Consider the following 23,020-nt stretch of genomic DNA (forward strand, 5'->3'; position numbering starts at 1 on the left):
CAATGTGCCGGCCCGCTGGGACCACAGGACGGTGCGGGGCTGCTGCGCAGCCCAGCGGGGATAAATCCCCTCGCCACGGTACCTGTGCGGCTCGCTGTATCACGGTGCGACGTTGGACGCCTGCGCCGCCTTGATCAAGTCCGCCCCGATCTCCTTTTCGAACTTCGCCCACACGGGCTTCATCCGGTCGCGCCAGGCGTTGCGCTCTTCGGGCGTGAGGGTAATGATCTCGGTGGTCTTGGCGTCGAGCACGTATTGCTTGTCCTGCTGGTTCAGCCGGTCCGCTTCCTGGTTCACATAGGCGGTGACCTCGACCACGATCTTGTCCAGTTCGGTACGAATGTCCGGCGGCAGGTTGTTCCAGAAATCCGACGTGGTGATCAACATGTAGTCGAGTACGCCGTGGTTGGTCTCGGTGACGTACTTCTGCACTTCATTCAATTTCTGGTCGTGGAAGTTCGAGTAGGTGTTTTCCGTGCCGTTGACCAAGCCGGTGCGCAACGCCTGGTAGGCCACCGAGAAGACCATCGGTTGCGCTTTGGCGCCCACTGCCTGGAACTGTTCCTGCAACACGGCGGAGGTCTGTATCCGAAACGCCAGGTTGCGAGCATCCTCCGGCTTGCGCAGGGGTTTGTTGGCCGACAACTGCTTCATGCCGTTGTGCCAATAGGCCAAACCGGTGACGTTCTTGCCTTCCATGGACTTGAGCAACGTCTGGCCTTCGGAGCTCTGCTGGAAACGGTCCACGGCGGCAATGTCATCGAACAGAAAGGGCAGGTCGAACAACTGCACTTTCCGGGTGTACTGCTCGAACTTCGCCAGCGACCGGGCAATGATCTGCACATCCCCCAGCAACAAGGCTTCCATTTCCTTGTCGTCGCCAAACAGCGTGGAGTTGGGATACACCTCGACCCTCACCTTGCCCGCCAGCCGCTCTTCCACCCGCTTCTTGAACATCGATGCCCCCAGGCCCTTGGGCGTTTGTTCGCCCACGACATGGGAAAACTTGATGACGATCGGCTCCGCCGCCATGGCCGTGCCCAACGCACTGGCGGCCAGCAGGCAGACGAGTGTCTTGCACAAACGCTTGAGCATTGCGAAGTTCCTTTTACGTTTTTATTTAAGGGGCGTGATGATTCAAAAACGAGACACGTTCAGTCTAGGAGAGAACTGGTCGGCTGCCGCAGAGTCGCTACAACAGAAGTGCCGCCATGCTTCTGCCGCAATTGCGCGATCTGGCTGTTCGGTAATATCGCCGTGGCGATCGTGGCGGTAGCGCTGGGCATCCTCTGGAATCGACGGCGCAGGGCTCGAATCCGATGAAACACGCCACTTGAGTGAGGCCTTTCACGACGCCTGGGCGGGGCCTTTCAATTCGATCTGGTTGCCATCCGGATCGAGGCAGTAGATCGACGGGCCATTGCCCTGCGCGCCATATCGTACCTGCGCCTGCTCGGCGTCGACGCCGTTCGACGCCAGATGCGCCAGGATAGCGGCCTCGTCGAAGGGCTCGACGCGCAGGCAGAAGTGATCGACATTCCGGCCCTGCTCGCCCGCCGCCGGCCCGCCCTGGCGCCCCAAAGGCCCGTCCACAGCCACCAGGTCGATCATCGAGACGCCGCTGCCGAGATGGATCATTCCAAGATCGTCCCGGCGCTTCCTGAGGTCACAGCCCAGTACGGAGGTATAGAACGCCAGGCTGCGCTCCATGTCCTTTACCCGCAGGACGATGTGATCGATCTGCTGAATCGTGAAGTTCCTCATGCCGGCCTCATGAACGTTGAATGGCGGGTTCCCCACCACCTTAGTGGACAATGGCGACTGTTGCCGGACAGGCCGAAGTCAAACACAAAAAAGTATGTGCGAGCATGCTCGCGAAAATGTCAGCCCAACCACCCCGAACGCTCGGATGCGTACCCTATGATGTTCACGATCTCTACACCCGCCACAAATCCCCTGTGGGAGCGGGCTTGCCCGCGATGACGGCGGCACATCCAACATCACCAGCCCAGACAGACCGTTTTCGCGAGCAAGCCCGCTCCCACAGTTTTTGATTCTGGGTGTTCACGATTTCTGCGCCCGCCGCAAATCCCCTGTGGGAGCGGGCTTGCTCGCGAAGATGGCGGCACATCCAACCTCACCGGCCCAGACCGACCGCTTTCGCGAGCAAGCCCGCTCCCACAGTTTTTGATCCCGGGTGTTCACGATTTCTACTCACGCCACAAATCCCTTGTGGGAGCGGGCTTGCCCGCGATGACGGCGGCACATCCAACATCACCAGCCCAGACAGACCGCTTTCGCGAGCAGGCTCACTCCCACAGTTTTTGATCCCGGATGTTCACGATTTCTACGCCCGCCACAAATCCCCTGTGGGAGCGAGCCTGCTCGCGAAGATGGCGGCACATCCAACCTCACCGGGCCAGACAGACCGCTTTCGCGAGCAGGCTCGCTCCCACAGTTTTGATCCCAGGTGTTCACGATTTCTACTCACGCCACAAATCCCTTGTGGGAGCGAGCATGCTCGCGAAGATGGCGGCACATCCAACATCACCGGCCCAGACAGACCGTTTTCGCGAGCAAGCCCGCTCCCACAGTTTTTGATTCCGGGTGTTCACGATCTCTACGCCCGCCACAAATCCCCTGTGGGAGCGGGCTTGCCCGCGATGACGGCGGCACATCCAACCTCACCAGCCCAGACAGACCGCTTTCGCGGGCAAGCCCGCTCCCACAGTTTTTGATTCCGGGTGTTCACGATTTCTGCGCCCACCACAAATCCCCTGTGGGAGCGGGCTTGCCCGCGATGACGGCGGCACATCCAACATCACCAGCCCAGACCGACCGCTTTCGCGAGCAAGCCCGCTCCCACAGTTTTTGATCCCGGGTGTTCACGATTTCTACTCACGCCACAAATCCCCTGTGGGAGCGGGCTTGCCCGCGATGACGGCGGCACATCCAACCTCACCGGCCCAGACCGACCGCTTTCGCGGGCAAGCCCGCTCCCACAGTTTTTGATTCCGGGTGTTCACGATTTCTACGCCCGCCACAAATCCCTTGTGGGAGCGGGCTTGCCCGCGATGACGGCGGCATATCCAACATCACCGGCCCAGACAGACCGCTTTCGCGGGCAAGCCCGCTCCCACAGTTTTTGATCCCGGGTGTTCACGATTTCTACGCCCGTCACAAATCCCTTGTGGGAGCGGGCTTGCTCGCGAAGATGGCGGCACATCCAACATCACCGGACCGTTTTACTCGAATGCCAGAACATCCACGCCCTTGGCCTCCACCATCTGCGCAAACCCCGGCAACCGCGCCACGAATTCCGTCTCGAAGGCCAGGTACCGATCCTGTGCCGCCAGGTAACGAATCGTCGGCTTGACCCGCGCAATGTCCTTGGACGACAGCTTCACCACCTCATGGCTACGCTGGTTCCAGAACCACGCCAAGGTTTGCGTGCCGAAGGTGTTGGTTTGGTAGTTCCACACCCACCAGTCCCCATGCCCCCGCGAGACATGAAGTTGCCCATGGAACGTGCGCAACGTGATGACCTGCTTGGGCTGGGTGACGAGCAGGCGCGTGTCCTGGCGCAGCTCGCTGCCGAAACCGTCCAGGGTCGCCCGGGTCTTGGTGCCGGTCATGACGTTGAAGCGCCACGCCAATAGGACCGTTTCCTGATAACCCGGATGCTCGACGTTCTGCCGCGTGCCCTCGCTGAACAGCAGAATCTCGTCTCCCCCCAGGTACGCGGTGGCGGCGCGCAGCTTGCCGCCGTCGGCCGGCAGCGGCTGGGCGGCGATGGCCGGATGGGGGGCGTCCTGGTGCCAGATCCAGCAGCGTGCACCGTTGTCCTCCATGAACAGCACGCGGCGCGGGCCGATGGGCAGGAGGGTCAACTCATCCGAATGCTCGAAAATGACCTCGCTGGTGTTCGCCGTAATCCGCCAGATCCGGGTCAGATGCTCGGGCTCGTAGAGGCGCTGGCGTTCGAATACTGCGTCGTCCACCACCACACAGGGTTCTTCGAAGCCGGGCCATTGCGTCTGCGCGGGGCCGAACGGCTGGATGTCGTCGCCACGGCGAAGTTCATAGACGTAGCGGTCGTCCGCGCTGTAGGCGCCCTGTTCGATTCGGCGGCGCCACAGGCTGCGCTGGGCATCGGCGTCGATGAACTGCAAATCAGCACCGTCCACCCCGTCGGCCCGGTGTTCGAGCATGTCCTGTTCGGCGGGCGGCCAGGGGTTGTAGTCGATCAGGAAGCACAGCCACTGGTCTTCGTCCTGCTCGGTAATGGCGGCCCAGCCGTTGCGGTAGTTGTACGCATGCACATGCGTGGGGCAGGGGTAGTCGTGGACCTCCTGCAACCAGTTCAATGCCTTGCGTTTGGCCGGGCTGGGCTTGCGTTGCGGGGCGACGGGTACCTGCGGCTCGATCCAGTGCGCGGTGAGGTCCGCCTCGGCCTGCCAGTGCCGGGCGAACGCTTCGCGCTGGTCGGACGCGATAATGACGGGCCGGTAATCATCGCCACCGGCGTCCAGGTTCCACAGGTCGTAGCCGTGACGCGCCAATGCCGTCGCCAACGCCTCGAAACAGACTTCGGGCATCTCGTTGGACAGTTCATCCAGCAACGCTTCGAATTCCGGGCCGGTGAACAGCCCGATATCGGGATAGTAATGCTGCAACAACCGGAGCAGATCGCTGCCCGGTGTTTTCCAATCGATATGAACCAACGGATCGAATTGCGATTGCATTACGTCAGCCTTCCTGGTGATTTCGCCCTCGCCATCTTAGCCGCGCCCCAATCCCCACTCATAGCTCCGGGAACTGTAAATAACACACCGGCGAACTCCCCTCCGTCCGTTTCTCTACCTCATCCTCCAGCCACTGCGCCAACACCAGCGCATTATTCTCGACCGTCGACTTGGCCGCGTACACCAACGTCAACGTCCCACCTTGCGCAACCTCCAGCTTCCACCAGTGCTCCGGGCGTCCCGCCAGTTCTCGCCGATACGCGGCGCTGAACTCGGCAAATGAAAGCGCCCCGGTCTTGAATGCCTTGCGCAACGCAGGGGACGGCCCGACCTCCGGCAGCCATTCGGCAAGCGCCAAGGTCTCCTGGCGACAGTGACGCGGCCACAAGCGGTCCACCAGAATCCGAACGCCATCTTCGGCGCTCGCGGTTTCATAGGCACGTTTGCACTGGATCATCAGCGTTTGCCTGTTCAAGTGAGACCGCCTCAGCATAGGCGGTCGATGGCGAGGGGCATGGTGAATGACGTCTTCAAGTCTTCGCCGGACCTGCCGCTATCGGTATAACGATTTCTACCCATCCTTCGATTGGCTTTGCAATACCGGTGCTTTCCGGCAATTAATGGGCAAACGCACGACAAGAGAACGTAGCGAATGGACGACGGACGGTATGCAGGGCGGACGGCGATGGAGGCAAGCGCGGGGGCGTCGGAGCCGCCGCATATTCTGCTGATCGACGATGTTCCGGAGGATATCCGCGCAACGCTTGTCCTGCTCAAGGCGCAGCCTTGGCGCATTTCCCTGGCCAGCGACGCCCACCAGGGGTATCAGCGCGCGCTGGCGTTGCGTCCGGATTTGATCGTGCTGGACGTGCACATGCCGCATATGAACGGTTTCAGCCTCTGCCGGCTGTTGCGCGAGGCCCCGTCGACCCGGCACACGCCGATCCTGTTCCTGTCATCGGCCAACACCACCATCGAGCGCCTGGAAGGGCTGACCGTTGGCGCGGTCGATTACATCCCCAAATCCTGCGCCCCCGAGGAAGTGCTGGCGCGCATCAGGATCCACCTGCAACTGACCTGGCGCGCCCCGTCCACTGGTCAAGCCGGCCCGGCCAACCCTGAGCCGGAGGGCGATGAAATCGTCCTGCGCGCCGCGATGCGCTGGATTGATGACCACCTTGAGGACATGCCTTCCCTGGTGGCGCTGGCGCAAAAAGTCGGCACCCACGAGAAGCGCCTCTCGCGGATTTTTCGCGAGCACCTGGGGCTGACCGTGTTTGCCTACATCCGCGATGCGCGATTGCGGCGCGGCCAGGATCTGCTCTCCGAGAGTGCCATGAGCGTGCAGGACGTTGCCGAACTGGTAGGTTTTCGCAACGCCTGCAACTTCACCACGGCTTTTCGCCAGCGCATCGGCATGACACCCAGCCAGTTTCGCCAGCAAGCCCTGGGCATCAGCGAAACCGAGTCGGCCGGGCACGCCTGATGCGGTTTCTTCAGTTTCTGCTGCTGGCGATGACGTTGTTATCCACAAGCCTGCTGCGCGCAGCACCTGTGGATATCTGCCGGACCGATCACCTGGACCTGATGCCCGCGCTGGAAATCTTCGAAGACCCCCAGGCCAACCTGAGCCTGGAAGCCGTCACTCAACTGCCCGACAGCCGTTTCAATCCCGCCACCCCGAGTTGGCCCACGCAAGGCTACAGCCGCTCCGCATTCTGGCTGAAATTGCACTTCACCAACTCAAGCGCCGCGGCGTGTTCGCGCCTGCTGGTGGTCGGGGCACCGCGCCTGGAAGACATCCGCGTCTACCAATCGGGGCGTGTCGCCCATGGCGGAGGCGCCTATCCGCTGGCCGAATGGCCCCAGCCGGTGGCACGCCAGCCGGCGTTCCCGGTGTCGTTGGCGGCCGGGGAGAGCGTCACGGTGTTCGTTCGCGTGGCGAGCCATTTCCAGCTCTTGCTGGAGCCGCAACTGTGGTCCGAGCCGGCGTTGCTGCGCAGCCAGCAACAGACCTACCTGAGCGACGGACTCACCCTCGGCATTGTCCTGCTCGTGGTGCCGTTCGGCTTCATCGTCGGCTGGATCCTGCGTTCCCGATTGTTGACCGTGAACGCGGGGGCGGTGCTGAGCTACATCCTGCTGACCTGCCTCCTGAACGGCTACCTGATCTACTGGCCCAGCGCGCTGGGCTGGACGCGGGAGCTGCTGACCGCCACCAGCGCGGTCTCGTTCGTCCTGTTTCTCGCCTACATGCGCGTGCTGTTGCAGGTGGCCCGGCTGCCCAGCGTCGTTGGCTGGAGTTATTGGGTGCCGCTGTCGGGCTGCGTCCTCGGCCGACTCTGGTGGCTGAAGGTCGATCCGGTCCAGGGCGCGCAGATCGTCCAGCTGTCCCTGTTCAGTTTTTATGGCGTGCTGCTCGCCACGCTGTTCATGGCGTGGCGCAGAAGGCTCAGTTACTCCTGGATGGCCTGGCTGGTGCCGGCGCTGTTGCTTGGGCAGTTGCTGATGCGGATTTTCTTCCCGCAAGAACAACTGCCCTGGCAATCGCCGGAAAGTAAATACAGCCTCTCCTCCACGTTGCCGGGCGTGGCGTTGCTGGTGTGCACATTGATCATGGAAGTCGCCCGCAGCCGCCACCGGGAAAAACACGCGCTGGCGACCCTCGACCAACAACGCCAGGCCGAGCACGAGCGGCTGGAAAGCACCGTGGCATTGCGTACCGTGCAACTGCGCGAATCCTTGGCGGCGCGCAGCGCGTTGATGGCGCGCATCAGCCACGACCTGCGCTCGCCGCTGGTGCGCATCATCGACTACGCGCGCCTGTTGCACGCCGGGCCGAACCGCGAATACCAGGCCACCATCGAGCGCAACGCCCGCCAGCAACTGGAGCTGATCGACGAGATGCTCGAGTTCTCCCGTGGCGAGCTGGAACAGATGCAACTGACCCTCGCGCCGGGTTATCTGTACGGCTTTTTGAACGAGATCGCGGACGAAGCGGGCTTTCTCGCCGCGCGCCAGGGCAACACCTTCGAGGCCGTTTTCGCCGATGACCTGCCGCCCCTGGTGGAGGCCGATTTCAAGCGCCTGCGGCAAGTGCTCATGAACCTGCTGGCGAACGCGGCAAAATTCACCCGCGACGGCCAGATCCGTTTTGATGTGAGCACCTGTCCAGGAGCGACCGCCGACACAGTGGAATTGCATTTCAGCGTGATCGACAGCGGCATCGGCATCGACCCGCAGGAGTTCGAACACCTGCTGCAACCGTTTCGCCGCGGCCGCAATGCACACCGCTACGAAGGCAGCGGGCTGGGCTTGTCCATCGTCACCCAACTGCTGGAACGCATGGACAGCCGCCTCGAACCCCAGGCCACCGCCCAGGGTAGCCACTTCAGTTTTCGCCTGTCGCTGAAATGCGCCCAGGAACAGGACCTGGAAAACGGCCTCGTCGACAACAACACCACGCCATTCGACGGCCAGGGCAAGCATGTTTTGCTGGTGGACGACGTCGAGCAGAACAGCGAATGGCTCTACGACCTGCTGGCCGGCTACGGTTTCGACGTGAGCATGGCGGCCAGCGGCGAAGACGCCTTGGCCTGCCTGGCTGAGCAATCGGTCGACCTGCTGATCAGCGACCAGATGATGCCCGGCATGGACGGTTGGGAACTGCTGCGCCAGGTGCGCGAGCGTCGGCACCCTCTGCCGGTGATGCTCTATTCGGCGGTCCCGCCGCGTCGGCCCGAAGGTTATCCGCAGGACTTGGCGTTCGACGCGGTATTGCTCAAGCCCGCCGACAGCCGCGAATTGCTGGCGTGGATCAAGTCACTGGCCTGCCCGGACACGGTGCGTCGCGCGACGGCCGGGGAGCGATAGCGTGCCCGGTTGGGGTTACCGGCTGCTGTTGCTCGGCAGTTTCTGTGCATGGCCTGGGGCATCGGTGAACGCCGCAGAAGAGGCGCCCGGCGTCCTCACGCTCGACGCAACCACGGTGACCGCTCGCCGCCGCGAGGAAGACCCGCAGCAGGTACCGATCCCGATCAACGTCCTCTACGGCGAGCAACTGGATGAGGCCGGCCTGCACCGGCTTCAAGACATCCAGCAGCGCGTGCCCGGCCTGGTGGTCTCCGGTCACGACGCCCGCTACGCTGGTTTTGGCCTGCGTGGCTTCGGCGCGACCGCTTACAACGATGGCCTGGAAAGCAGCGTCGGCACTTACGTCGATGGCGTTTACCAGGCTCGCCAGGGCATGGCCTTCACCGAGTTGATGGACATCGAGCGCATCGAAGTGCTGCGCGGCCCCCAAGGCACCTTGTTCGGCAAGAACACCACCGCCGGGGCGCTGAACATCATCACCCGGCAACCGACGTTCCAGCCCGAAGCCAACCTCGAAGCGAGCTACGGCGAGCACGGCTTGCGGGAGTATCGCGGGACGCTTTCCGGCCCGCTGCAGGACGACGTGCTGGCCGGGCGGCTCAACGTCTTTGACAGCGCCGCCGAGGGCACCGTGGTAAACCTGCAAGACGGCGCCCGCCTCGGTGATGCCGACAGCCAAGGCCTGCGCGGCCAGTTGCTGTGGACACCGGACGCCGACTTCAGCGCCCGCCTGATCGCCGACTACGCCGAGCAGAACGAAGCCGGCAACGTCCTGCTGGTCAATCACTACAGCACCCAGACCCGCGAGCGCGCCCAGTTTCTCGGCTATCCACTCGCGGAGCCCGACCCTTACCGACGCCAGACACGCATCGACGCACCGGGCCATCCGCGCACGTTGCAGGACGGTGTCTCCCTGGAATTGAATGGGGACCTGGACGAGGCGATGCGCTTCACCAGCATTACCGCCTACCGCGACTGGAACTACCGCGCCAGCCGCGACGGCGACAGCACCGCGCTCTCGGTGGCCCAATCCGACACCGAACTGGGTCACCGGCAATTCAGCCAGGAATGGCGCCTGTCCGGCACGGCCGGCTCGTCCGTCGATTACGTCGCCGGGCTCTATTACCTGCGCCAACAGCTCGACCGCGAGATCGACGTCGGATTCGGCAAGGACGCCGCGCCCTGGTTCGTCGGCGATCAACGGGAGGCCCTGCAAAAGCTCTACGGCATCACCTTCACCGATCCCAGCCAAGTGCCGGCCATGCTGCTGGAGGGCGCCCGGCAGCGTTATGACGGCGAGCAGAAGGGCGACAGCCGGGCCGTTTTCGGCCAGCTCTCCTGGCGTCCGATCGAGCCGTTGGAGCTTACTGGCGGCCTGCGCTACAGCGAGGAGCGCAAGGACGGTTGGATCGCTCGCGACGCCAGCAACCTCGCTCCGCTGACGGGGTTGCCGCCGGTGTTCCAGGCCGGAGGGCAACTGCTGCGCGACATCGCCCTGGGCCGAGGTTATTACCGCGAGGATTCCATTGAAGAACACAACGTCTCCAGCCTGCTCAGCGCCAGCTACCACTTCAGCGACGCGGTGATGGGCTACGCCAGTTGGTCGCGGGGCTACAAGGCCGGCGGCATCAACTTCGACGTGGTCGGCCCGTTCACCGCGCCGACGTTCGAACCGGAGCGGGCCACCTCCCTGGAGCTGGGCATGAAGACGCGCTTCTGGGACGAGCGGGCCTTGCTCGACCTCGCCGTCTACCAGACCGACATCGACAACTACCAAGCGCTCACCTACAGCCCGCCCACCTCGCTGTTCGCGCCGCCGCTGCGGGACAACCTGATCAACGTCGGCAAGGTCCGCCTGCGCGGCATCGAACTGGATTCCGCCTGGCAACTCACCCCCCGACTCAGCGGGCGCCTGGGCCTGGCCTGGAGCGATGCGCGCTACCGCAGCTTTCCCAACGCACCGTGCCCGCCGGCCACGGGCCAATGGGCCTGCGACCTCAGCGGCGAGCGCCTCTACAACGCGCCGGAATGGAACCTCAGCAGCGGCCTCGACCACACCCAGCCGCTGCCCTACGGATTGGAAGCCTTCAGCGGCATCGACTACAGCTTTCGCAGCGGCTCCTACGGCACCCTCGAAGGTGGCGAAGGCAGCTACCAACCCAGCTACGGCCTCACCCACCTGCGCCTGGGCCTGCGCAGCCAGGACCGCGCCTGGGAAGTGGAAGGCTGGGTGCGCAACGTCTTCGACCGCCAGTACATCACCGCCGTGTACTCACTGCTCGGTGCCGGCGACTACGGCGTCATGCCCGGCAACGAGCGAACCGTTGGCACCACCGTCAGGCTTCGCTACTGACCGAAATGAACCGCGTCGGACAGAACGCAAGGCGATTGCCGCCGGCCTTTTTCGACAGGTACATCGCCTGGTCCGCCTTGCTGATCAACCCATCCACTTCATGCCCATGCTCCGGGTAAAACGCCACCCCGATACTCGCCGCGATCTCCACTGTCTGCGCGCCAATCAAGATCGGCGCGTTCGCCGCCGCCAGCATCCGCTTGAGCAGCGGCTCGCTGTCCTCCACCGCCTGCAACCCCACCAACCCGGCGACAAACTCATCGCCGCCGAGCCGCGCCAACGTATCGCCCTCGCGCAACGTCGCATTGATCCGCGTCGCGACAATCTGCAACACCCGGTCGCCCCAGTCATGCCCATAACTGTCGTTCAGCGCCTTGAACCCGTCGAGGTCGATAAACGCGATAGCCACCTTCTGCTGATGAAGGCGCGCCTTGCCCAACGCCTGGCGCATCCGCTCCCCCAACAACAGTCGATTGGGCAGTTGCGTCAGCGCGTCGTACCGCGCATCACGCTCCAGCAACTGCAAACGCTGCTTCATCTGCGTCATGTCGCCGAGCAGCGCCACGTAGTGCTGAACATTCCCGTGACGGTCATGCACTGCACTGATGCTGATGCGTGACGTCATCTCCCGACCGTCCTTGTGGTTGCTCTGGATTTCACCGGACCAGTGCCCGTGGAAATCCAGCGCGTTTTTCATCGGCGGGTAAAACGCCGTGAGCCGCCGCGCGATGCGATGGGTGCTCAGCTCACGGCCCGTGATCTCTTCTGCCCCGTAACCGGTGAGCCGGGTGAAAGCTTCGTTCACGCGGATGACCCGACCGTAGGGGTCGACCAGGAGAACGCCTTCGCGGGCATGGCTGAACACGCTGGCGGCCAACTCGGGGCTCACGGTGTCGAGGCCACGGTCCAGCCTGCCGTCCTGGGTCGCTGGCCACGTCGCGGAGTCGAAGCCCTGCCGGGCCAGATAGCGGGCCAGGGAAGACAACCCACGGTGCAGCCGGATCAATGCCGTCGTGGCGAACTTGGAATGGCGGATGAAGATGAAAAAGTTCATGGGATACGGGTTGGTGGCTAGGGGAAGCAAGCTGGAGCGGGGATTATCGAGGGACGGGAAAGAGGGGGACTTTGCTGGAGCGGATGAAAGCTTTGCGGCAGGGGATGGATCGAGGATTTTCCTGTGTTTTACGAGGCCAGCCCCTGTGTTTTATCGACCATTTGAACGGCTAGCCTGAATCACCCCTGGCCAACACCACCCGCCCAAACCGGGCGTTGTCATCCTGCGGCGTGATCGCCAACAACTGATCGAGGCGAATCTCGCGGCGGCCCTCGGCGGTGTCGATTTCGAGAAACTCCTCCCGCGTGTGCGCGGTGCGCGTGGTGATCGCTCGGGCGGTCAGGCGTTGGCCGTCGCTCAGCTCGATGACCAACGTGTAGCCGTACAGGCAGGCGATCTCCAGGTAGTCGTGCAGGTCGCAGTTCAGGGGCCGATAGGTGTTCATCTCATACCCCGCAACCTTGCAGCTTGAGGATGTAGAAGCCCTGCCGGGCGATGGCCTCGACGACCTCGGTGTTGCTGGGCTCGACGTGGCAGAAGCGGCAGTCGTTGAGGGTGATGTCCTGGTCTTCGATGCCCTGTTCAGCGAGGAAGCGTCGAGCGCAGGCCTGGGCGAATTCCAGGTCGTTGCGGTCGATCAGCACGTCGAAATGCAGGTACCGCCCGTCCTGGGTGCGTACGTGTGTGTCATAGACTTTGATGGTCATAACGTGTCCCTCATCAATGGCGCGGCAGTGGGTGGGGCGACCGGGCAGGTGGGCGTCCATGAACGCCCGCCTGGCGGTCGTCGGGCAATGTGTCGATCAGCGCAGTTGTTCCAGCATGGCCCGCAGTTGGTTGTCGCGCGCCGCATCGAGCGGGAACACCGGCAGGCGTGGGTCGCCCACCTCCAGGCCCAGGGTGCGCAGGCCAGCCTTGATCGTGGCCGGCAAACCGCCCTTGAGGATGAAGTCCAGCAACGGCAATTGGCGATAGAACAGCTCGCGGGCCCGACCCAGGTCATTGGCCAGCACGGCGGCGTACAGGTCGAGGTTGAGCTGGGGAATCAGGTTCGGCGCCGCGGTGCACCAGCCCTTGGCGCCGGCGGCGAAGGCTTCCAGGGCCAGGGGGTTGCATCCGTTGTAGAACGGCACCTGGCCCTCGCCCAGCAGTTGCAGCCTGTGCATGCGCTGGATGTCGCCGGTGCTCTCCTTGACCATGGTGACGTTTTCCACGGCGTTGAAAATCCGCAGGATCAGCTCCACCGACATGTCGATGCCGCTGGTGGCCGGGTTGTTGTACAGCATGATCGGCAGGTCGATGCTGGCGCCGATGGTCTGGTAATGGGCAAGGATTTCCGCCTCGCTCAGTTTCCAATAGGAGGCCGGCAACACCATCACCCCATCGGCGCCCTGGGCCTGGGCAAAGCGTGCGCGGCGTACTGCCTTGGCGGTGGTCAGGTCAGAGACGCTGACCACGGTCGGCACGCGGCCGGCGACGCGGGCAATGCTGAACTCGCTGACCTGGTCCCATTCCGCGTCGCTCAGGTAGGCGCCTTCACCCGTGCTGCCCAGGGGCGCGATGGCGTGGACGCCGCTGTCGATCAGGCGGTCGATGGACTGGCCCAGTGCGTCCAGGTCGAGGCCTTGGCCGTCGGCGGAGAAGGGCGTGATGGTGTAGCCGATGATGCCGTGGATGTTGGGGGTAGACATGGTTTCGCTCCTGGTGGGTTCAGTTCAGGCAATCGGCGTGTTGGCGCAGGTTCTGCCGCACGTAGTAGTCGAAGGCGGCCGCGTGGCGCTTCGGCCGGGCGATCCAGTCGTGGGCTTCGCGGCCCAGGTGCGGCAGGATCGGTTTCACCTCGCCGGCGGCCATGGCCAGCAATTGCAGCTTCGCCGCGCGTTCGATCAATTGGGCGATGTTGCAGGCTTCTTCCACGGTGGCGCCGGTCGACAGCTGGCCGTGGTGGGAAAGCAGGATGGCGCGCTTGTCGCCCAGGGCGCCGGCGATCAATTCGCCTTCCTCATTGCCCACCGGCACGCCCGGCCAGCCTTCAAGGAAGGCGCAGTCTTCGTACAGCGGGCAGAGGTCCATGTGGGAAATCTGCAGCGGCACTTCCAGCATCGACAGCGCGGCGATGTGGGTCGGGTGGGTGTGGATGATGCAGTTCACGTCCGGCCGGGCGCGGTAGACCCAGGTGTGGAAACGGTTGGCCGGGTTGGGCATGCCGTGGCCCTCCAGCACCTCCAGGTCCTCGTTGATCAACAGCAGGTTGCTTGCCGTGATCTCGTCGAACCCCAGGCCCAATTGCTGGGTGTAGTAAGTGCCCGGTTGCGGCCCGCGCGCGGTGATCTGCCCGGCCAGGCCCGAGTCGTGGCCGTTCTCGAACAGGATGCGGCAGGTCAGGGCCAGCTTTTGTCGCACAGTCCACGTATTATCCGGCAGTGTTTTTTGCATTTGCTTGACCGCGTGCTGGACCAGTTGGTCCTTGGGCGTCGCCAGTGTCTTGCTCATATCTGTTCTCCCGATTCGTTCTTTGAGCGTTCTTGATCCGCGTCATGGAAGCTTTGGAATGGAGGTGCTAATGACACAAAAAATACTATATGACACAAAGTGTCATTTGCAACCGCTGATTGTCCGTTTCCCGGGAAATGTGGGTTACCTATGTCCATTCGTTTGAAATTGCTCAGGAAAAAACTCGGGGTCACGCTGGACGTCCTGGCCGAAAAAACCGGGATGACCAAGAGCTACCTGTCCAAGGTGGAACGCGGGCTCAGCTCGCCTTCCATCGCCACCGCGCTCAAGCTGTCCAAGGCGCTGAACGTCAACGTCGAAGAACTCTTCTGCGAAGAAAACGTCGCCCTCGACAGCTACAGCCTGGTGCGGTGTGAAGACCGCCAATCGCTGGCGTCGAGCAGCGGCAGCTCCGAATACGCGGTGCTGGCCCATCAGGTGTCCGAGCGCAGCCTGTTGCCGTTCATCCTTTATCCGGCGGCCGAATTCACCGCGCACCACGCCTTCAAGGAACACACGGGTGAGGAGTTCCTGTTCGTGCACGAAGGCCAGGTGGAAGTGGACTTCATGAACGAGCGCGTGCTGCTCAATCGCGGTGATGCCTTGCATTTCAATGCGCAGAAACCCCATCGCCTGCGTTCGGTGGGCGAGGTCCAGGCGCAATTGCTGGTGGTGGTGCACAGCGCCGAAGCGTCGGAATAGACGCTCCAGCTGCGTGCGCCCCCCCCGCGCCCGGCGGCCTCGACCGGGTTTATTTCAGGGCGACCTTGGCGAAGTCGACCGGAATGTCCAGTGCGACGTTGACGTAGTTGGTGAACAGGTTCAGCGCGACATGGGCGATGATCTCGACAATCTGCTCATCGCCAAACCCGTTTTCACGCAGGCGCTGAACATCGGCATCGTCCACTTGCGCACGCTGCTCGACCACCTTCAAGGCGAACGCCAGGGCCGCCGCGGTCTTGGGATCGCTGGATTGCCCTTGCTGGGCGGCCGCCATGTCCGACGGGGACACGCCGGCCTTCCGGCCCAGGGCCGTGTGCGCGGCGAGGCAGTATTCACAGCGGTTGCGGTTGGCGATGGCCACCGCAATCTGCTCGCCGAGCGGCGCGCCCAAGGTGCCCTGGCCCAGGGCGCCGAACGCCGCCCACAGGCTTTGCAACGCCGCTGGCGAATTGGCCACGGCCTTGAACATGTTGGGCGTTGCGCCAAAGGCCTGTTGGATCTGGGCCAGCAAGGGCTGGCTGGCGGCGGGTGCTTGTTGCGGCTGGATGTTGATACGAGTCATGGTGGTTCTCCAAGGGTGGGGCGGGGTTAACAGTGACTTGGGTACGGCCTCAGGGCTTGACCTTGCCGGGCAGGGACAGGTCGCCCGAGGCCACCTTGAACACGTCGGCGACGCACAGCAGCGGGTTGTGCACGCTGGCGTTCACCCGCAGGGCCGCGGTCACGCCGTCGAAAGCACCGGCCTCGACAGGGCCGATGTCGTCGAACGGCACGCGCACTTCGACGGTCTGCTGGTTCATGGTCGGGGTCCAACCGGGGCTGTCGATCAGGATCGGCAAGCCGGGCCAGGTCTTGGGTACGCGTGGCTGGGTGCCTGCGGGGATGTCCACCACCTTCAGCGCATCCTTGCCACAGGCCGGGTCGGGCTTGAGCACCACCCAATGGGAATGCCAGAGGTCGCCGTCGTTATCCAGGCGTCCGTCGTGGTTTTCGTCGAACAGCGGGGTGTCGTCGAAATCCGGGTGTGACGTGACCGCGAACGCCAGGATCCCCGACTTCGCCTCGAAGCCGATCACCGAAGGGTCCAGGCTGGTGGGCCAGACGTACGAGAACACCGTGCTGCCGGCCAACTGGCCGCTGGCGGCGGGGCGGGTGGCGCCGGCCTTGCCGGACACCGCCATGTGGAAAATCGCCACGTTGCCTTCGGTGCTGATCTTGGTATGGACGATATCGAACGGCGCCTGCACGGCCTTCGCCGGCTTGCTGGCGATACCGTCCTGATGCGCGGCTTCGTGGGCGCTGACGCCGGCACTCAGGCCAAGCAGCAACGACGCGCAAAAGAGGGGAGAGCGAGTGAGTTTCATGGAAAGGCCCTTCTGCCAAGTGAGGTGGTGTTGGCAGTGTAGGGATATGGGCTGTACTATTTGGCTCCTATCGTACGCCTAACATAGCAATTCGTTCAGAATGCAGACCTTACCCACCATAGATCGCCTCTCCGGCATCCTCGACCACTTCCGCGTGCAAGCGCAGTTGCACCACACCGGCGCCCTGTGTGGCGTGAACCGCTTCGACGCCGGCGAAGGTTTCGGCTACCTGCATGTGCTGCGCCGAGGCCAATTGAAAGTCAGCCACCCCGGCGGCCAGGGCTTGCCGCCGATGAGCTTCGAAGAACCGTCGCTGCTGTTCTATCCTTGCCCGCTCACCCATCAGTTCCACAATCCGCCCACCGAAGGCGCGGACTTCACCTGTGCGCGACTGCAGTTCGAAGGCGGCTCACGCAACCCCCTGGCCCGCGCGTTGCCCCCCTTGATTGCTCTGCCACTGGCCCAAGTCCCCGGCCTGCACGCGGCCCTGGAACTGCTGTTCGCCGAAACCGACCACGTCCGCTGCGGCCAGCGCATGCTCGCTGATCGGCTGTTCGAAGTCGTGGTGCTGCAACTGCTGCGCTGGCTGCTCGATCACCAACAGGAAGCCGGCATCCGCCCCGGCCTGATCGCCGGCCTGTCCAACCCGCGCCTGGCCCGGGTACTGGTCGCCATCCACGAAGACCCCGGCGCCCCCTGGACCCTGGAACGCATGGCCGAACACGCCTGCCTCTCGCGCACCGCCTTCGCCAACACCTTCCGCGATGTAGTGGGGCAAACACCGGCCGACTACCTCACCAGCTGGCGCATCGCCCTGGCCCAGAGCCGCCTGCGCCAGGGGGAATCGATCAAGGGTTTGACGGAAGAGCTGGGCTACACGACGCCATCGGCGCTTTCGCGGGCGTTCACGGCGAAGGTGGGGATGTCGCCTCGGGAGTGGTTGGCGGGGGTGGGTGTTAGGTCGGGGTAGGGGGCAGTGAAGTCCTTCTGCACACCTCCTTGTGCTAGAGAAAAAAATTCCCTAGCATGCCTGGCATGGCTACCGTATATAGCGACCGTAACTGGAAAATAAAAATCTACCCGGACGATCACGCGCCGCCGCATTTTCATGTGCAAACGCCTGACGGTGAGTCGCTGGTGGAGATCGACGGACTCAGGGTGCTTGGCAAAGGAGCCAATGCTAGAGCTCTGAAAGCCGCCTTGGCGTGGGCGTCAAATCACACGGCTAAGCTACAGCGTGTGTGGAATGAACAAAATCGGAGGAGCTGACCCATGATCAGCAAAGCCAGGATCAACAGCGTGAAGCCTATCCCCGGTAAACATGCCTTGCAGGTGGAGTTTGCCAACGGTAAATGCTACGACGTTGACCTGCGGGACCACATTCAACAATTCCCGGTGCTCAAGCCCTTGGAGGACCTTACATTGTTCGGTGCCGCCCAAGTGGGTGAATGGGGCTTCGATGTGAGCTGGGGGGATGACTTGGAACTGGCGGCTGTCACCTTGCATCGGTTAGCGCTGGAGCAAGCCGGTGAGGTGATGCCGACCCAGGCGTTCAAGCGCTGGATGGCTGCTAATAAGCTTTCGTTGACGACCGCCGCGCAGGAACTGGGCTTTACCCGTCGCACTATCACCGCTTACAGCAGCGGGACCTCAATGATTCCCAAGCATGTAGCCTTGGCCTGTAAGGGATGGGAGTTTGAGCATAAGGGCAAGAAAATGACAAAAGCTGGGAACAGAAAGACGTCGCAAATAGCTTGATAAAAAAACCTTGGTGTCGCTGAAGCTAAACTCTCTGCTTTTCTTTGATCAAATAGGGTTTACAGAGCGCTAACACATGAAGACGACGCATTAGCTAAACACTAGCGGAGCCGCGACCATGGAATATGACGACAAATTGATAGAAGAAGCTGTGTTAGCCTTGCTTGCAGCTTTCAGTTCCGACACCGGTAACGCCTGGAAAGGCTTCGACTTCGAGGTCATGAACCGATTGCATGAACAGGGCCTGATCAGCGATCCGGTAAATAGGAACAAATCGATCTGGTTGACGGATGAAGGGTTGGAGCGGGGACGGCAGATTGCCGACCGGTTGTTTGGGAAAGGGGGTTAAGGGGGCGCGCGCGTCGCCTCGTGGTTGCTTGCTAGAAGGTACGGCGAACCCTATCGAGAGCCTGGCTTCGGCTGATGGCGATGACCAATGATTCCTAGGATTTCTACTGGCCACTCACTCTGTAGCTACCAATTGTCTTGGTAAATCAAAGGCAATCTGATAGTCATAGGTGCTCCAATCAATTGAGTGTTGAAAATTTGGTTGGAGTATTTTTCCCCATTCCTGGGGGGACATAAAATACACCGTTATTCGCATTGTTTTAGTTGCTGCTGGTTAAAAAAATCAATAGGTTTCGGGGCAGCTCTATTGAGCACGCTTCTTCCAATGCTGCAATTTGAGGAGGGCTCAACTCATAATCGTAAAAATAGCTTTCCTCTTTGGTCCAGTTCATTATTTTTGCTAGCGTCTTAGTGTCAATGCAGAGCTCTTTTTCGAACGAGGCAAAGTCGTCACCGTCAGTCACGCCCATTATTTTGTGTTTCATGGTTCTATCCACCTCGTTGGATCGGCTGGTTTGGTTTGGGCTCCCGTAATGTGGTCGAATTCGCCCAAGTGCTTTCCTCGTTTGTTATATTTTTCTACGGCGCCATGCTGAAAATCCCATTCATATATGAATTTCTCTTTATCCTTCCAGCGAGGACGCAACCCTCCTCCTTTCATACGGGTTTTGGATGGCGTCCATTTCGCAGTGGGAAACGCAGGTAAAAAAGCTGGTTTCGGGTGGTAGTCATGATGAGCCGTACTCACCACAACATAAACCGGCCGAACCCCCGAATCTGCCGGAAACACCAGGATGAAATCCTTGTACTCCGGTGGATAGATCGGGTTGACGATGATGCTGTCGGCCACCGGCGTCGGTGGATAGATCCAAATCGGCGGTGCCTGCGGTGCCGCTTCCAAGGCAGGAATGCCGAGGGTGTCGGACGGGTCGGTGGCAGGTGTCCAGATCAGTTCGACGCCATCACCCAGGTTGGCGACGAACTGGTCGGCTCTCGGGGCGAACTGGACAACGTCGACCATTTCCCAGTCACGGTTCTGGCCGGTATAGAAGCCATAGCCCTTGAGGCTGCCGTCGGCCTGCTGCTCGATGCTCAGGCGCATGCGACTGCGTGCCTGTTTGAGGCTGCGCAGTTGATCTTCGCTGTAGAGCGAGCTGTCACCCAGGCTGCTGGGCCAGAGCAGGGCGACGATGCCAGTCAGCAGGGCTGCGCCGACGGTGCTTCCCGCCGTGGCAGCCGCGGAAGTTGCCGTACCACCCAGCGCGAGCCGACCTAAGATAACGGGAACCGACCCCGCGCCAATCCGCTTGAGGGGGATCGTGCCGGATGAGTCGACGGCCTTGCCGCCGAGCCACATGAGATCGCCGTACTGCTTGACCTGATCCGCCGGGACGAAGCCGCTGGGGTTGCTGTAATCGATGATGCCGTTGGGTAGCTTGCAGCTTTTGGCAAATACGCTTCCGGTCACGGTAAGTAATGACTTGTTATCCACCGTGGCCCAGCGTGCTTGTTCATAGGCTGCTTGCCGGGCAAGCATGGCCTCGAGAGCCAACTGCCGGGCTTCGCGCTCGGCCAGTTCGCTGGCGGTCATGTCCCGATAGGTGACGTGATGCCCGTCGCCGCCGGGCGGGTTGCGGACTTGGGGGATGTCTTTTTTGCGTGTCACGACGGCGTGAGTCTCGTCCGGTAAAGGCAGGACAGACGCTAACGCGGGAGCAGTGGCGGCGGTTGTAGGAGGTTTCTGGGAATAGCTGTTCCGTTTTCGTCAGTGTTGGTTAAGGGACGGTGTTGAAGACACGGGGCCGCCGAACAAACGGGCAATGGTTCCCGCTCTTCAACGAGACTTCAGGCACAGAGGGCGCGTCGGACGGTTTAAGTTATTGGATCGGACGCCGATAGGTGTGCGGAAGAAAATCACCGAAGGAGCGGAACATGTTTCACCCTCGCGAAGCTGAAAAAGACCATCTCTACAACCGAATCGTCCTGCTCACCGTAGCGTGCTGCGTACTGCTGTTCCTGGCTTCCATGGCAAAACAATCAGGGACCATTTATGGGGCCATTCAATGGAGCGCTGTCGAGGTGACAGGCACCGTGACGCAACTTGAAAGTATTCCGATGAATGAAAACGGCATGATCATTCACTACCGCTATCTCGACGGTGATCAACAACCTCATGACGATGAGTACGCGGACCAACGCTACAGCGAACACAATCAGTACGAGGTCGGGGGTGACGTTCCGCTGTTGTATTCACGCTGGTTCCCTCAAATCAGCAGTATCGCCAGCGAGCTGCACACGTATCGCCCCGGCTTTATCATCATGGCCGGCGGGATCGCGCTGACATTGCTGTTCTTCGCAATCTCCTTCACGACGTTCGGTCAGATTTATCGCATCAAGGATGAAGACCGCTTCTATTAAAAGACCGCCAGTCTAGATCTCATAGCCTGCAGCGTTCCCCAGCACACTCCCGAACCCTTTGAACTCGCCTTCCAGCAACCACACAAACGCATCCTTCGCCCGATGAGCCCCCGTGTGCTTGTTCCAGACAAAGTAATTCTGCACAGGCTTTAACGGGTTGAGCGAAAAACCGTTGATATTGCCCATGTGCTTGAACTGTTCAAACACGCCCGCCGGCACCAGCGAAACACCCGCGCCGGCACTGACGCAGCCGAGGATCGTGCCGTAGCTGGCGATGCTGGTGATGTTGAATGGCACCTGATGCTTGTTCAGCCACTGTTCCAGGGCCTGCCGGTACGGGCAACCGTCCGGCCACATGAACAGGGGCTTGCCGGCCAAGTCCTGTGGTTGGGTTATCTTTCCTACAGTTGGCGAAGCGATCAGGACGAGCGCTTCTTCGTAGAGCGCCAGGTGCTCGAGGTCGGGGTGGTTGCTGTCGACCGCGATAATGGCGCCGTCGAGTTGATGGTCTGCCACTTTAGCGACCAATTGCGACCAGGTTCCCGTGCTGAATTGCAGGTCGACCGTCGGGTACTCGTGGTGATATCTCGACAGCAAAGCGGGCAGTCGCCCCGTCGCGGACGATTCAATCGCGCCGATTCTCAAGGGGCCGGCCGGCGCCGCCTCTGGGTCGAGTGCCCGACGGGCTTCCTGGCATAGAGACAGGATCCTGTTTGCATAGCCAAGCAGCAACGTGCCGGAAGGGCTGATGACCAGCCCTCGGCCTTTGCGTATGAACAAAGGTACACCCAGCTCCCTCTCCAGGAGCTTGATTCGGTTGGTGATATTTGAGGGAACGCAGTGCAGCAGCTTGGACGCCTGGACAATGCTGCCCTGTTCGGCGACGACTTTAAACATCGTTAATTGTGCGAGTTCCACGGCTAAACAGCTCACTAAAACTGAATGATGGGCTCAGGTTAAGTTGCTTGTCGGTAAGCGATCAAGCCACATAAGGTCTCACTCAATGGTCTGACGCCGAGTAGTGGCTTATGCACAGTGATTCCGCAATCCTCGCATTGGGCGTGTTGGCTTTCTGCGGCGGATTGATTGACGCGGCGGTGGGCGGCGGGGGGTTGGTACAGGTGCCGGCGCTGTTGCATGCCTTGCCCGGGCATTCGTTGGCCACGGTGTTCGGGACGAACAAACTGGCGGCCCTGGCCGGCAACGTTTCTTCGATTTTCAACTACCTGAAAAGGGTAAAGATCATCTGGCGGCTCATGCTCCCCACGATGACCTCCGCGTTTGTCTTTGCATTCCTCGGGGCGCTTTCAGTTTCGCTGGTTCCTAAGGCGTTCATGGAATACGTGGTCTTTTTTGTATTGATAGCCATGGCCGTCTATACCTTCGCCAAGAAAGACCTCGGCCGTGTGCATTCGAATATCCAATGCGGGCGTAAAGAGATCTGGCTGGGTATTTTTCTTGGCGGCGCGATGGGTTTTTATGACGGCGTTTTCGGCCCGGGGAGCGGCAGTCTCCTGCTGTTCATATTCGTCAAATATTTCGGCTTCGACTTTCTCAACGCGAGCGCTTCAGCAAAGCTGGTCAACCTGGGAACGTTCAGCGCGGCGCTTTTGTTCTTCATACCGTCAGGCCATGTCCTCTGGACGATTGGCGGCGTGGTTGCCATCTGCAACATGGCCGGTGCTGTGACCGGGACGTTTTTAGCCATGCGCTATGGGAGTGGGTTCATCCGGATATTCTTCCTGCTCCTACTGCTGTTTCTTATCGGGCGGATGGGGCTCGCCATTGTGAGCCCAACCTGAAGGAGAACGGTCCATCGGCGTGGGGATTGACAGGTCTGGGATACTGAAAGCAACAACCGATTAGCGCGATGCGTCCATCACGTCTCAAG

25 protein-coding genes are annotated in these 23,020 nt (G+C 61.6%); 10 read left to right on the forward strand and 15 right to left on the reverse strand.

Annotated elements, in window-relative coordinates:
• Nucleotides 1–99: 99 nt before the first annotated feature.
• From Q6A48_RS11020 to Q6A48_RS11035, 4 genes are all read right to left on the reverse strand, one after another.
• The gene (locus Q6A48_RS11020; protein ID WP_304554140.1) at nucleotides 100–1,095 is read right to left on the reverse strand and encodes a TRAP transporter substrate-binding protein; all 996 of its coding nucleotides are present in this window, start codon (nucleotides 1,093–1,095) and stop codon (nucleotides 100–102) included.
• 252 nt (nucleotides 1,096–1,347) lie between these two features.
• The gene (locus Q6A48_RS11025; protein ID WP_304554141.1) at nucleotides 1,348–1,764 is read right to left on the reverse strand and encodes a VOC family protein; all 417 of its coding nucleotides are present in this window, start codon (nucleotides 1,762–1,764) and stop codon (nucleotides 1,348–1,350) included.
• Nucleotides 1,765–3,245: 1,481 nt separating this feature from the next.
• The gene (locus Q6A48_RS11030) at nucleotides 3,246–4,745 is read right to left on the reverse strand and encodes a DUF6630 family protein (RefSeq protein ID WP_304554142.1); all 1,500 of its coding nucleotides are present in this window, start codon (nucleotides 4,743–4,745) and stop codon (nucleotides 3,246–3,248) included.
• Between the two features lie 58 nt (nucleotides 4,746–4,803).
• Nucleotides 4,804–5,202, reverse strand: a complete 399-nt coding sequence (locus Q6A48_RS11035) for a DUF488 domain-containing protein (protein ID WP_304554189.1) — start codon at nucleotides 5,200–5,202, stop codon at nucleotides 4,804–4,806.
• Nucleotides 5,203–5,430: 228 nt separating this feature from the next.
• Between Q6A48_RS11035 and Q6A48_RS11040 the strand changes: the two genes are divergently transcribed.
• From Q6A48_RS11040 to Q6A48_RS11050, 3 genes are read left to right on the forward strand one after another with little or no spacing between them, the layout of a single operon-like run.
• Entirely contained in the window at nucleotides 5,431–6,231 is an 801-nt protein-coding gene (locus Q6A48_RS11040) for a response regulator transcription factor (RefSeq protein ID WP_304554143.1), read from the forward strand.
• A complete protein-coding gene (locus tag Q6A48_RS11045; protein WP_304554144.1) occupies nucleotides 6,231–8,618 on the forward strand; it encodes a hybrid sensor histidine kinase/response regulator in 2,388 nt (795 codons plus the stop codon). Before Q6A48_RS11040 ends, Q6A48_RS11045 begins: the two co-directional genes overlap by 1 nt.
• Before the next feature lies 1 nt (nucleotide 8,619).
• A complete protein-coding gene (locus Q6A48_RS11050) occupies nucleotides 8,620–10,971 on the forward strand; it encodes a TonB-dependent receptor (RefSeq protein ID WP_304554145.1) in 2,352 nt (783 codons plus the stop codon).
• Here Q6A48_RS11050 and Q6A48_RS11055 read toward each other — a convergent pair.
• The 5 genes from Q6A48_RS11055 to Q6A48_RS11075 form a co-directional block, all read right to left on the reverse strand.
• The gene (locus Q6A48_RS11055) at nucleotides 10,955–12,025 is read right to left on the reverse strand and encodes a sensor domain-containing diguanylate cyclase (RefSeq protein WP_304554146.1); all 1,071 of its coding nucleotides are present in this window, start codon (nucleotides 12,023–12,025) and stop codon (nucleotides 10,955–10,957) included. The genes Q6A48_RS11050 and Q6A48_RS11055 overlap by 17 nt on opposite strands.
• A 169-nt stretch (nucleotides 12,026–12,194) precedes the next feature.
• Entirely contained in the window at nucleotides 12,195–12,470 is a 276-nt protein-coding gene (locus Q6A48_RS11060; protein WP_304554147.1) for a Rho-binding antiterminator, read from the reverse strand.
• Nucleotide 12,471: 1 nt separating this feature from the next.
• The gene (locus Q6A48_RS11065; RefSeq protein ID WP_304554148.1) at nucleotides 12,472–12,732 is read right to left on the reverse strand and encodes a DUF2024 family protein; all 261 of its coding nucleotides are present in this window, start codon (nucleotides 12,730–12,732) and stop codon (nucleotides 12,472–12,474) included.
• Nucleotides 12,733–12,828: 96 nt separating this feature from the next.
• Nucleotides 12,829–13,716 (reverse strand): dihydrodipicolinate synthase family protein, encoded by an 888-nt coding sequence (locus Q6A48_RS11070; RefSeq protein WP_304554149.1) that lies wholly within the window; start codon nucleotides 13,714–13,716, stop codon nucleotides 12,829–12,831.
• A gap of 19 nt (nucleotides 13,717–13,735) precedes the next feature.
• The gene (locus tag Q6A48_RS11075; protein WP_304554151.1) at nucleotides 13,736–14,518 is read right to left on the reverse strand and encodes an aldolase; all 783 of its coding nucleotides are present in this window, start codon (nucleotides 14,516–14,518) and stop codon (nucleotides 13,736–13,738) included.
• A gap of 150 nt (nucleotides 14,519–14,668) precedes the next feature.
• Here Q6A48_RS11075 and Q6A48_RS11080 point away from each other — a divergent pair, with 150 nt between their 5' ends.
• The gene (locus Q6A48_RS11080; RefSeq protein WP_304554152.1) at nucleotides 14,669–15,220 is read left to right on the forward strand and encodes a helix-turn-helix domain-containing protein; all 552 of its coding nucleotides are present in this window, start codon (nucleotides 14,669–14,671) and stop codon (nucleotides 15,218–15,220) included.
• 49 nt (nucleotides 15,221–15,269) lie between these two features.
• On the opposite strand, the gene Q6A48_RS11085 is transcribed toward Q6A48_RS11080, so the two are convergent.
• Nucleotides 15,270–15,803 carry a carboxymuconolactone decarboxylase family protein gene (locus Q6A48_RS11085; RefSeq protein ID WP_304554153.1) on the reverse strand — a complete coding sequence of 178 codons (534 nt, stop codon included), beginning with the start codon at nucleotides 15,801–15,803 and terminating at the stop codon, nucleotides 15,270–15,272.
• Nucleotides 15,804–15,852: 49 nt separating this feature from the next.
• Nucleotides 15,853–16,605: a hypothetical protein gene (locus tag Q6A48_RS11090; protein WP_304554154.1), complete on the reverse strand. Its 753-nt coding sequence runs from the start codon at nucleotides 16,603–16,605 to the stop codon at nucleotides 15,853–15,855.
• A 100-nt stretch (nucleotides 16,606–16,705) separates the two neighbouring features.
• Here Q6A48_RS11090 and Q6A48_RS11095 point away from each other — a divergent pair, with 100 nt between their 5' ends.
• The 4 genes from Q6A48_RS11095 to Q6A48_RS11105 all read left to right on the forward strand — a co-directional run bounded on the left by Q6A48_RS11095 (nucleotide 16,706) and on the right by Q6A48_RS11105 (nucleotide 18,712).
• Nucleotides 16,706–17,575, forward strand: coding sequence for an AraC family transcriptional regulator (locus Q6A48_RS11095; RefSeq protein WP_304554155.1), 870 nt, complete (start codon nucleotides 16,706–16,708; stop codon nucleotides 17,573–17,575).
• A gap of 65 nt (nucleotides 17,576–17,640) precedes the next feature.
• A complete protein-coding gene (locus Q6A48_RS26075; protein ID WP_369811684.1) occupies nucleotides 17,641–17,874 on the forward strand; it encodes a DUF4160 domain-containing protein in 234 nt (77 codons plus the stop codon).
• A gap of 3 nt (nucleotides 17,875–17,877) precedes the next feature.
• The gene (locus tag Q6A48_RS11100; protein WP_304554156.1) at nucleotides 17,878–18,363 is read left to right on the forward strand and encodes a DUF2442 domain-containing protein; all 486 of its coding nucleotides are present in this window, start codon (nucleotides 17,878–17,880) and stop codon (nucleotides 18,361–18,363) included.
• A 118-nt stretch (nucleotides 18,364–18,481) separates the two neighbouring features.
• The gene (locus Q6A48_RS11105; RefSeq protein WP_304554157.1) at nucleotides 18,482–18,712 is read left to right on the forward strand and encodes a DUF6429 family protein; all 231 of its coding nucleotides are present in this window, start codon (nucleotides 18,482–18,484) and stop codon (nucleotides 18,710–18,712) included.
• A gap of 114 nt (nucleotides 18,713–18,826) precedes the next feature.
• On the opposite strand, the gene Q6A48_RS26080 is transcribed toward Q6A48_RS11105, so the two are convergent.
• The 3 genes from Q6A48_RS26080 to Q6A48_RS11115 are packed head-to-tail and all read right to left on the reverse strand — an operon-like array spanning nucleotide 18,827 to nucleotide 20,377.
• Nucleotides 18,827–18,967, reverse strand: coding sequence for a colicin E3-like toxin immunity protein (locus Q6A48_RS26080; protein WP_369811685.1), 141 nt, complete (start codon nucleotides 18,965–18,967; stop codon nucleotides 18,827–18,829).
• A gap of 4 nt (nucleotides 18,968–18,971) precedes the next feature.
• Nucleotides 18,972–19,196, reverse strand: coding sequence for a hypothetical protein (locus Q6A48_RS11110; protein ID WP_304554158.1), 225 nt, complete (start codon nucleotides 19,194–19,196; stop codon nucleotides 18,972–18,974).
• Nucleotides 19,193–20,377 carry an S-type pyocin domain-containing protein gene (locus Q6A48_RS11115; RefSeq protein ID WP_304554159.1) on the reverse strand — a complete coding sequence of 395 codons (1,185 nt, stop codon included), beginning with the start codon at nucleotides 20,375–20,377 and terminating at the stop codon, nucleotides 19,193–19,195. The genes Q6A48_RS11110 and Q6A48_RS11115 overlap by 4 nt, the downstream gene beginning before the upstream one ends.
• A gap of 266 nt (nucleotides 20,378–20,643) precedes the next feature.
• Here Q6A48_RS11115 and Q6A48_RS11120 point away from each other — a divergent pair, with 266 nt between their 5' ends.
• Nucleotides 20,644–21,129: a DUF3592 domain-containing protein gene (locus Q6A48_RS11120; protein ID WP_304554160.1), complete on the forward strand. Its 486-nt coding sequence runs from the start codon at nucleotides 20,644–20,646 to the stop codon at nucleotides 21,127–21,129.
• Between the two features lie 12 nt (nucleotides 21,130–21,141).
• Here the strand turns inward: Q6A48_RS11120 and Q6A48_RS11125 are convergent, their stop codons facing one another.
• Nucleotides 21,142–22,047: a LysR substrate-binding domain-containing protein gene (locus tag Q6A48_RS11125; protein WP_304554161.1), complete on the reverse strand. Its 906-nt coding sequence runs from the start codon at nucleotides 22,045–22,047 to the stop codon at nucleotides 21,142–21,144.
• A 110-nt stretch (nucleotides 22,048–22,157) separates the two neighbouring features.
• Here Q6A48_RS11125 and Q6A48_RS11130 point away from each other — a divergent pair, with 110 nt between their 5' ends.
• Complete coding sequence (locus Q6A48_RS11130) at nucleotides 22,158–22,931, forward strand: sulfite exporter TauE/SafE family protein (RefSeq protein ID WP_304554162.1); 774 nt, start codon at nucleotides 22,158–22,160, stop codon at nucleotides 22,929–22,931.
• Nucleotides 22,932–23,020 lie beyond the last annotated feature (89 nt).

The sequence above is a fragment of the Pseudomonas citrullilanati genome (genome assembly GCF_030580855.1).
GTDB lineage: Bacteria > Pseudomonadota > Gammaproteobacteria > Pseudomonadales > Pseudomonadaceae > Aquipseudomonas > Aquipseudomonas citrulli.

What these genes read in the sequence shown, in the direction of transcription:
- Q6A48_RS11095 (WP_304554155.1), top strand. Translation starts at nt 16,706, where the DNA reads ATGCAGACCTTACCCACCATAGATCGCCTCTCCGGCATCCTCGACCAC.
- Q6A48_RS11130 (WP_304554162.1), top strand. Translation starts at nt 22,158, where the DNA reads ATGCACAGTGATTCCGCAATCCTCGCATTGGGCGTGTTGGCTTTCTGC.
- Q6A48_RS11105 (WP_304554157.1), top strand. Translation starts at nt 18,482, where the DNA reads ATGGAATATGACGACAAATTGATAGAAGAAGCTGTGTTAGCCTTGCTT.
- Q6A48_RS11120 (WP_304554160.1), top strand. Translation starts at nt 20,644, where the DNA reads ATGTTTCACCCTCGCGAAGCTGAAAAAGACCATCTCTACAACCGAATC.
- Q6A48_RS11030 (WP_304554142.1), bottom strand. Translation starts at nt 4,745, where the DNA reads ATGCAATCGCAATTCGATCCGTTGGTTCATATCGATTGGAAAACACCG.
- Q6A48_RS11110 (WP_304554158.1), bottom strand. Translation starts at nt 19,196, where the DNA reads ATGAAACACAAAATAATGGGCGTGACTGACGGTGACGACTTTGCCTCG.
- Q6A48_RS11080 (WP_304554152.1), top strand. Translation starts at nt 14,669, where the DNA reads ATGTCCATTCGTTTGAAATTGCTCAGGAAAAAACTCGGGGTCACGCTG.
- Q6A48_RS11035 (WP_304554189.1), bottom strand. Translation starts at nt 5,202, where the DNA reads ATGATCCAGTGCAAACGTGCCTATGAAACCGCGAGCGCCGAAGATGGC.
- Q6A48_RS11085 (WP_304554153.1), bottom strand. Translation starts at nt 15,803, where the DNA reads ATGACTCGTATCAACATCCAGCCGCAACAAGCACCCGCCGCCAGCCAG.
- Q6A48_RS11025 (WP_304554141.1), bottom strand. Translation starts at nt 1,764, where the DNA reads ATGAGGAACTTCACGATTCAGCAGATCGATCACATCGTCCTGCGGGTA.
- Q6A48_RS11065 (WP_304554148.1), bottom strand. Translation starts at nt 12,732, where the DNA reads ATGACCATCAAAGTCTATGACACACACGTACGCACCCAGGACGGGCGG.
- Q6A48_RS11060 (WP_304554147.1), bottom strand. Translation starts at nt 12,470, where the DNA reads ATGAACACCTATCGGCCCCTGAACTGCGACCTGCACGACTACCTGGAG.
- Q6A48_RS11020 (WP_304554140.1), bottom strand. Translation starts at nt 1,095, where the DNA reads ATGCTCAAGCGTTTGTGCAAGACACTCGTCTGCCTGCTGGCCGCCAGT.
- Q6A48_RS11100 (WP_304554156.1), top strand. Translation starts at nt 17,878, where the DNA reads ATGATCAGCAAAGCCAGGATCAACAGCGTGAAGCCTATCCCCGGTAAA.
- Q6A48_RS26075 (WP_369811684.1), top strand. Translation starts at nt 17,641, where the DNA reads ATGGCTACCGTATATAGCGACCGTAACTGGAAAATAAAAATCTACCCG.
- Q6A48_RS11070 (WP_304554149.1), bottom strand. Translation starts at nt 13,716, where the DNA reads ATGTCTACCCCCAACATCCACGGCATCATCGGCTACACCATCACGCCC.
- Q6A48_RS11055 (WP_304554146.1), bottom strand. Translation starts at nt 12,025, where the DNA reads ATGAACTTTTTCATCTTCATCCGCCATTCCAAGTTCGCCACGACGGCA.
- Q6A48_RS11075 (WP_304554151.1), bottom strand. Translation starts at nt 14,518, where the DNA reads ATGAGCAAGACACTGGCGACGCCCAAGGACCAACTGGTCCAGCACGCG.
- Q6A48_RS11040 (WP_304554143.1), top strand. Translation starts at nt 5,431, where the DNA reads ATGGAGGCAAGCGCGGGGGCGTCGGAGCCGCCGCATATTCTGCTGATC.
- Q6A48_RS11090 (WP_304554154.1), bottom strand. Translation starts at nt 16,605, where the DNA reads ATGAAACTCACTCGCTCTCCCCTCTTTTGCGCGTCGTTGCTGCTTGGC.
- Q6A48_RS11045 (WP_304554144.1), top strand. Translation starts at nt 6,231, where the DNA reads ATGCGGTTTCTTCAGTTTCTGCTGCTGGCGATGACGTTGTTATCCACA.
- Q6A48_RS26080 (WP_369811685.1), bottom strand. Translation starts at nt 18,967, where the DNA reads ATGCGAATAACGGTGTATTTTATGTCCCCCCAGGAATGGGGAAAAATA.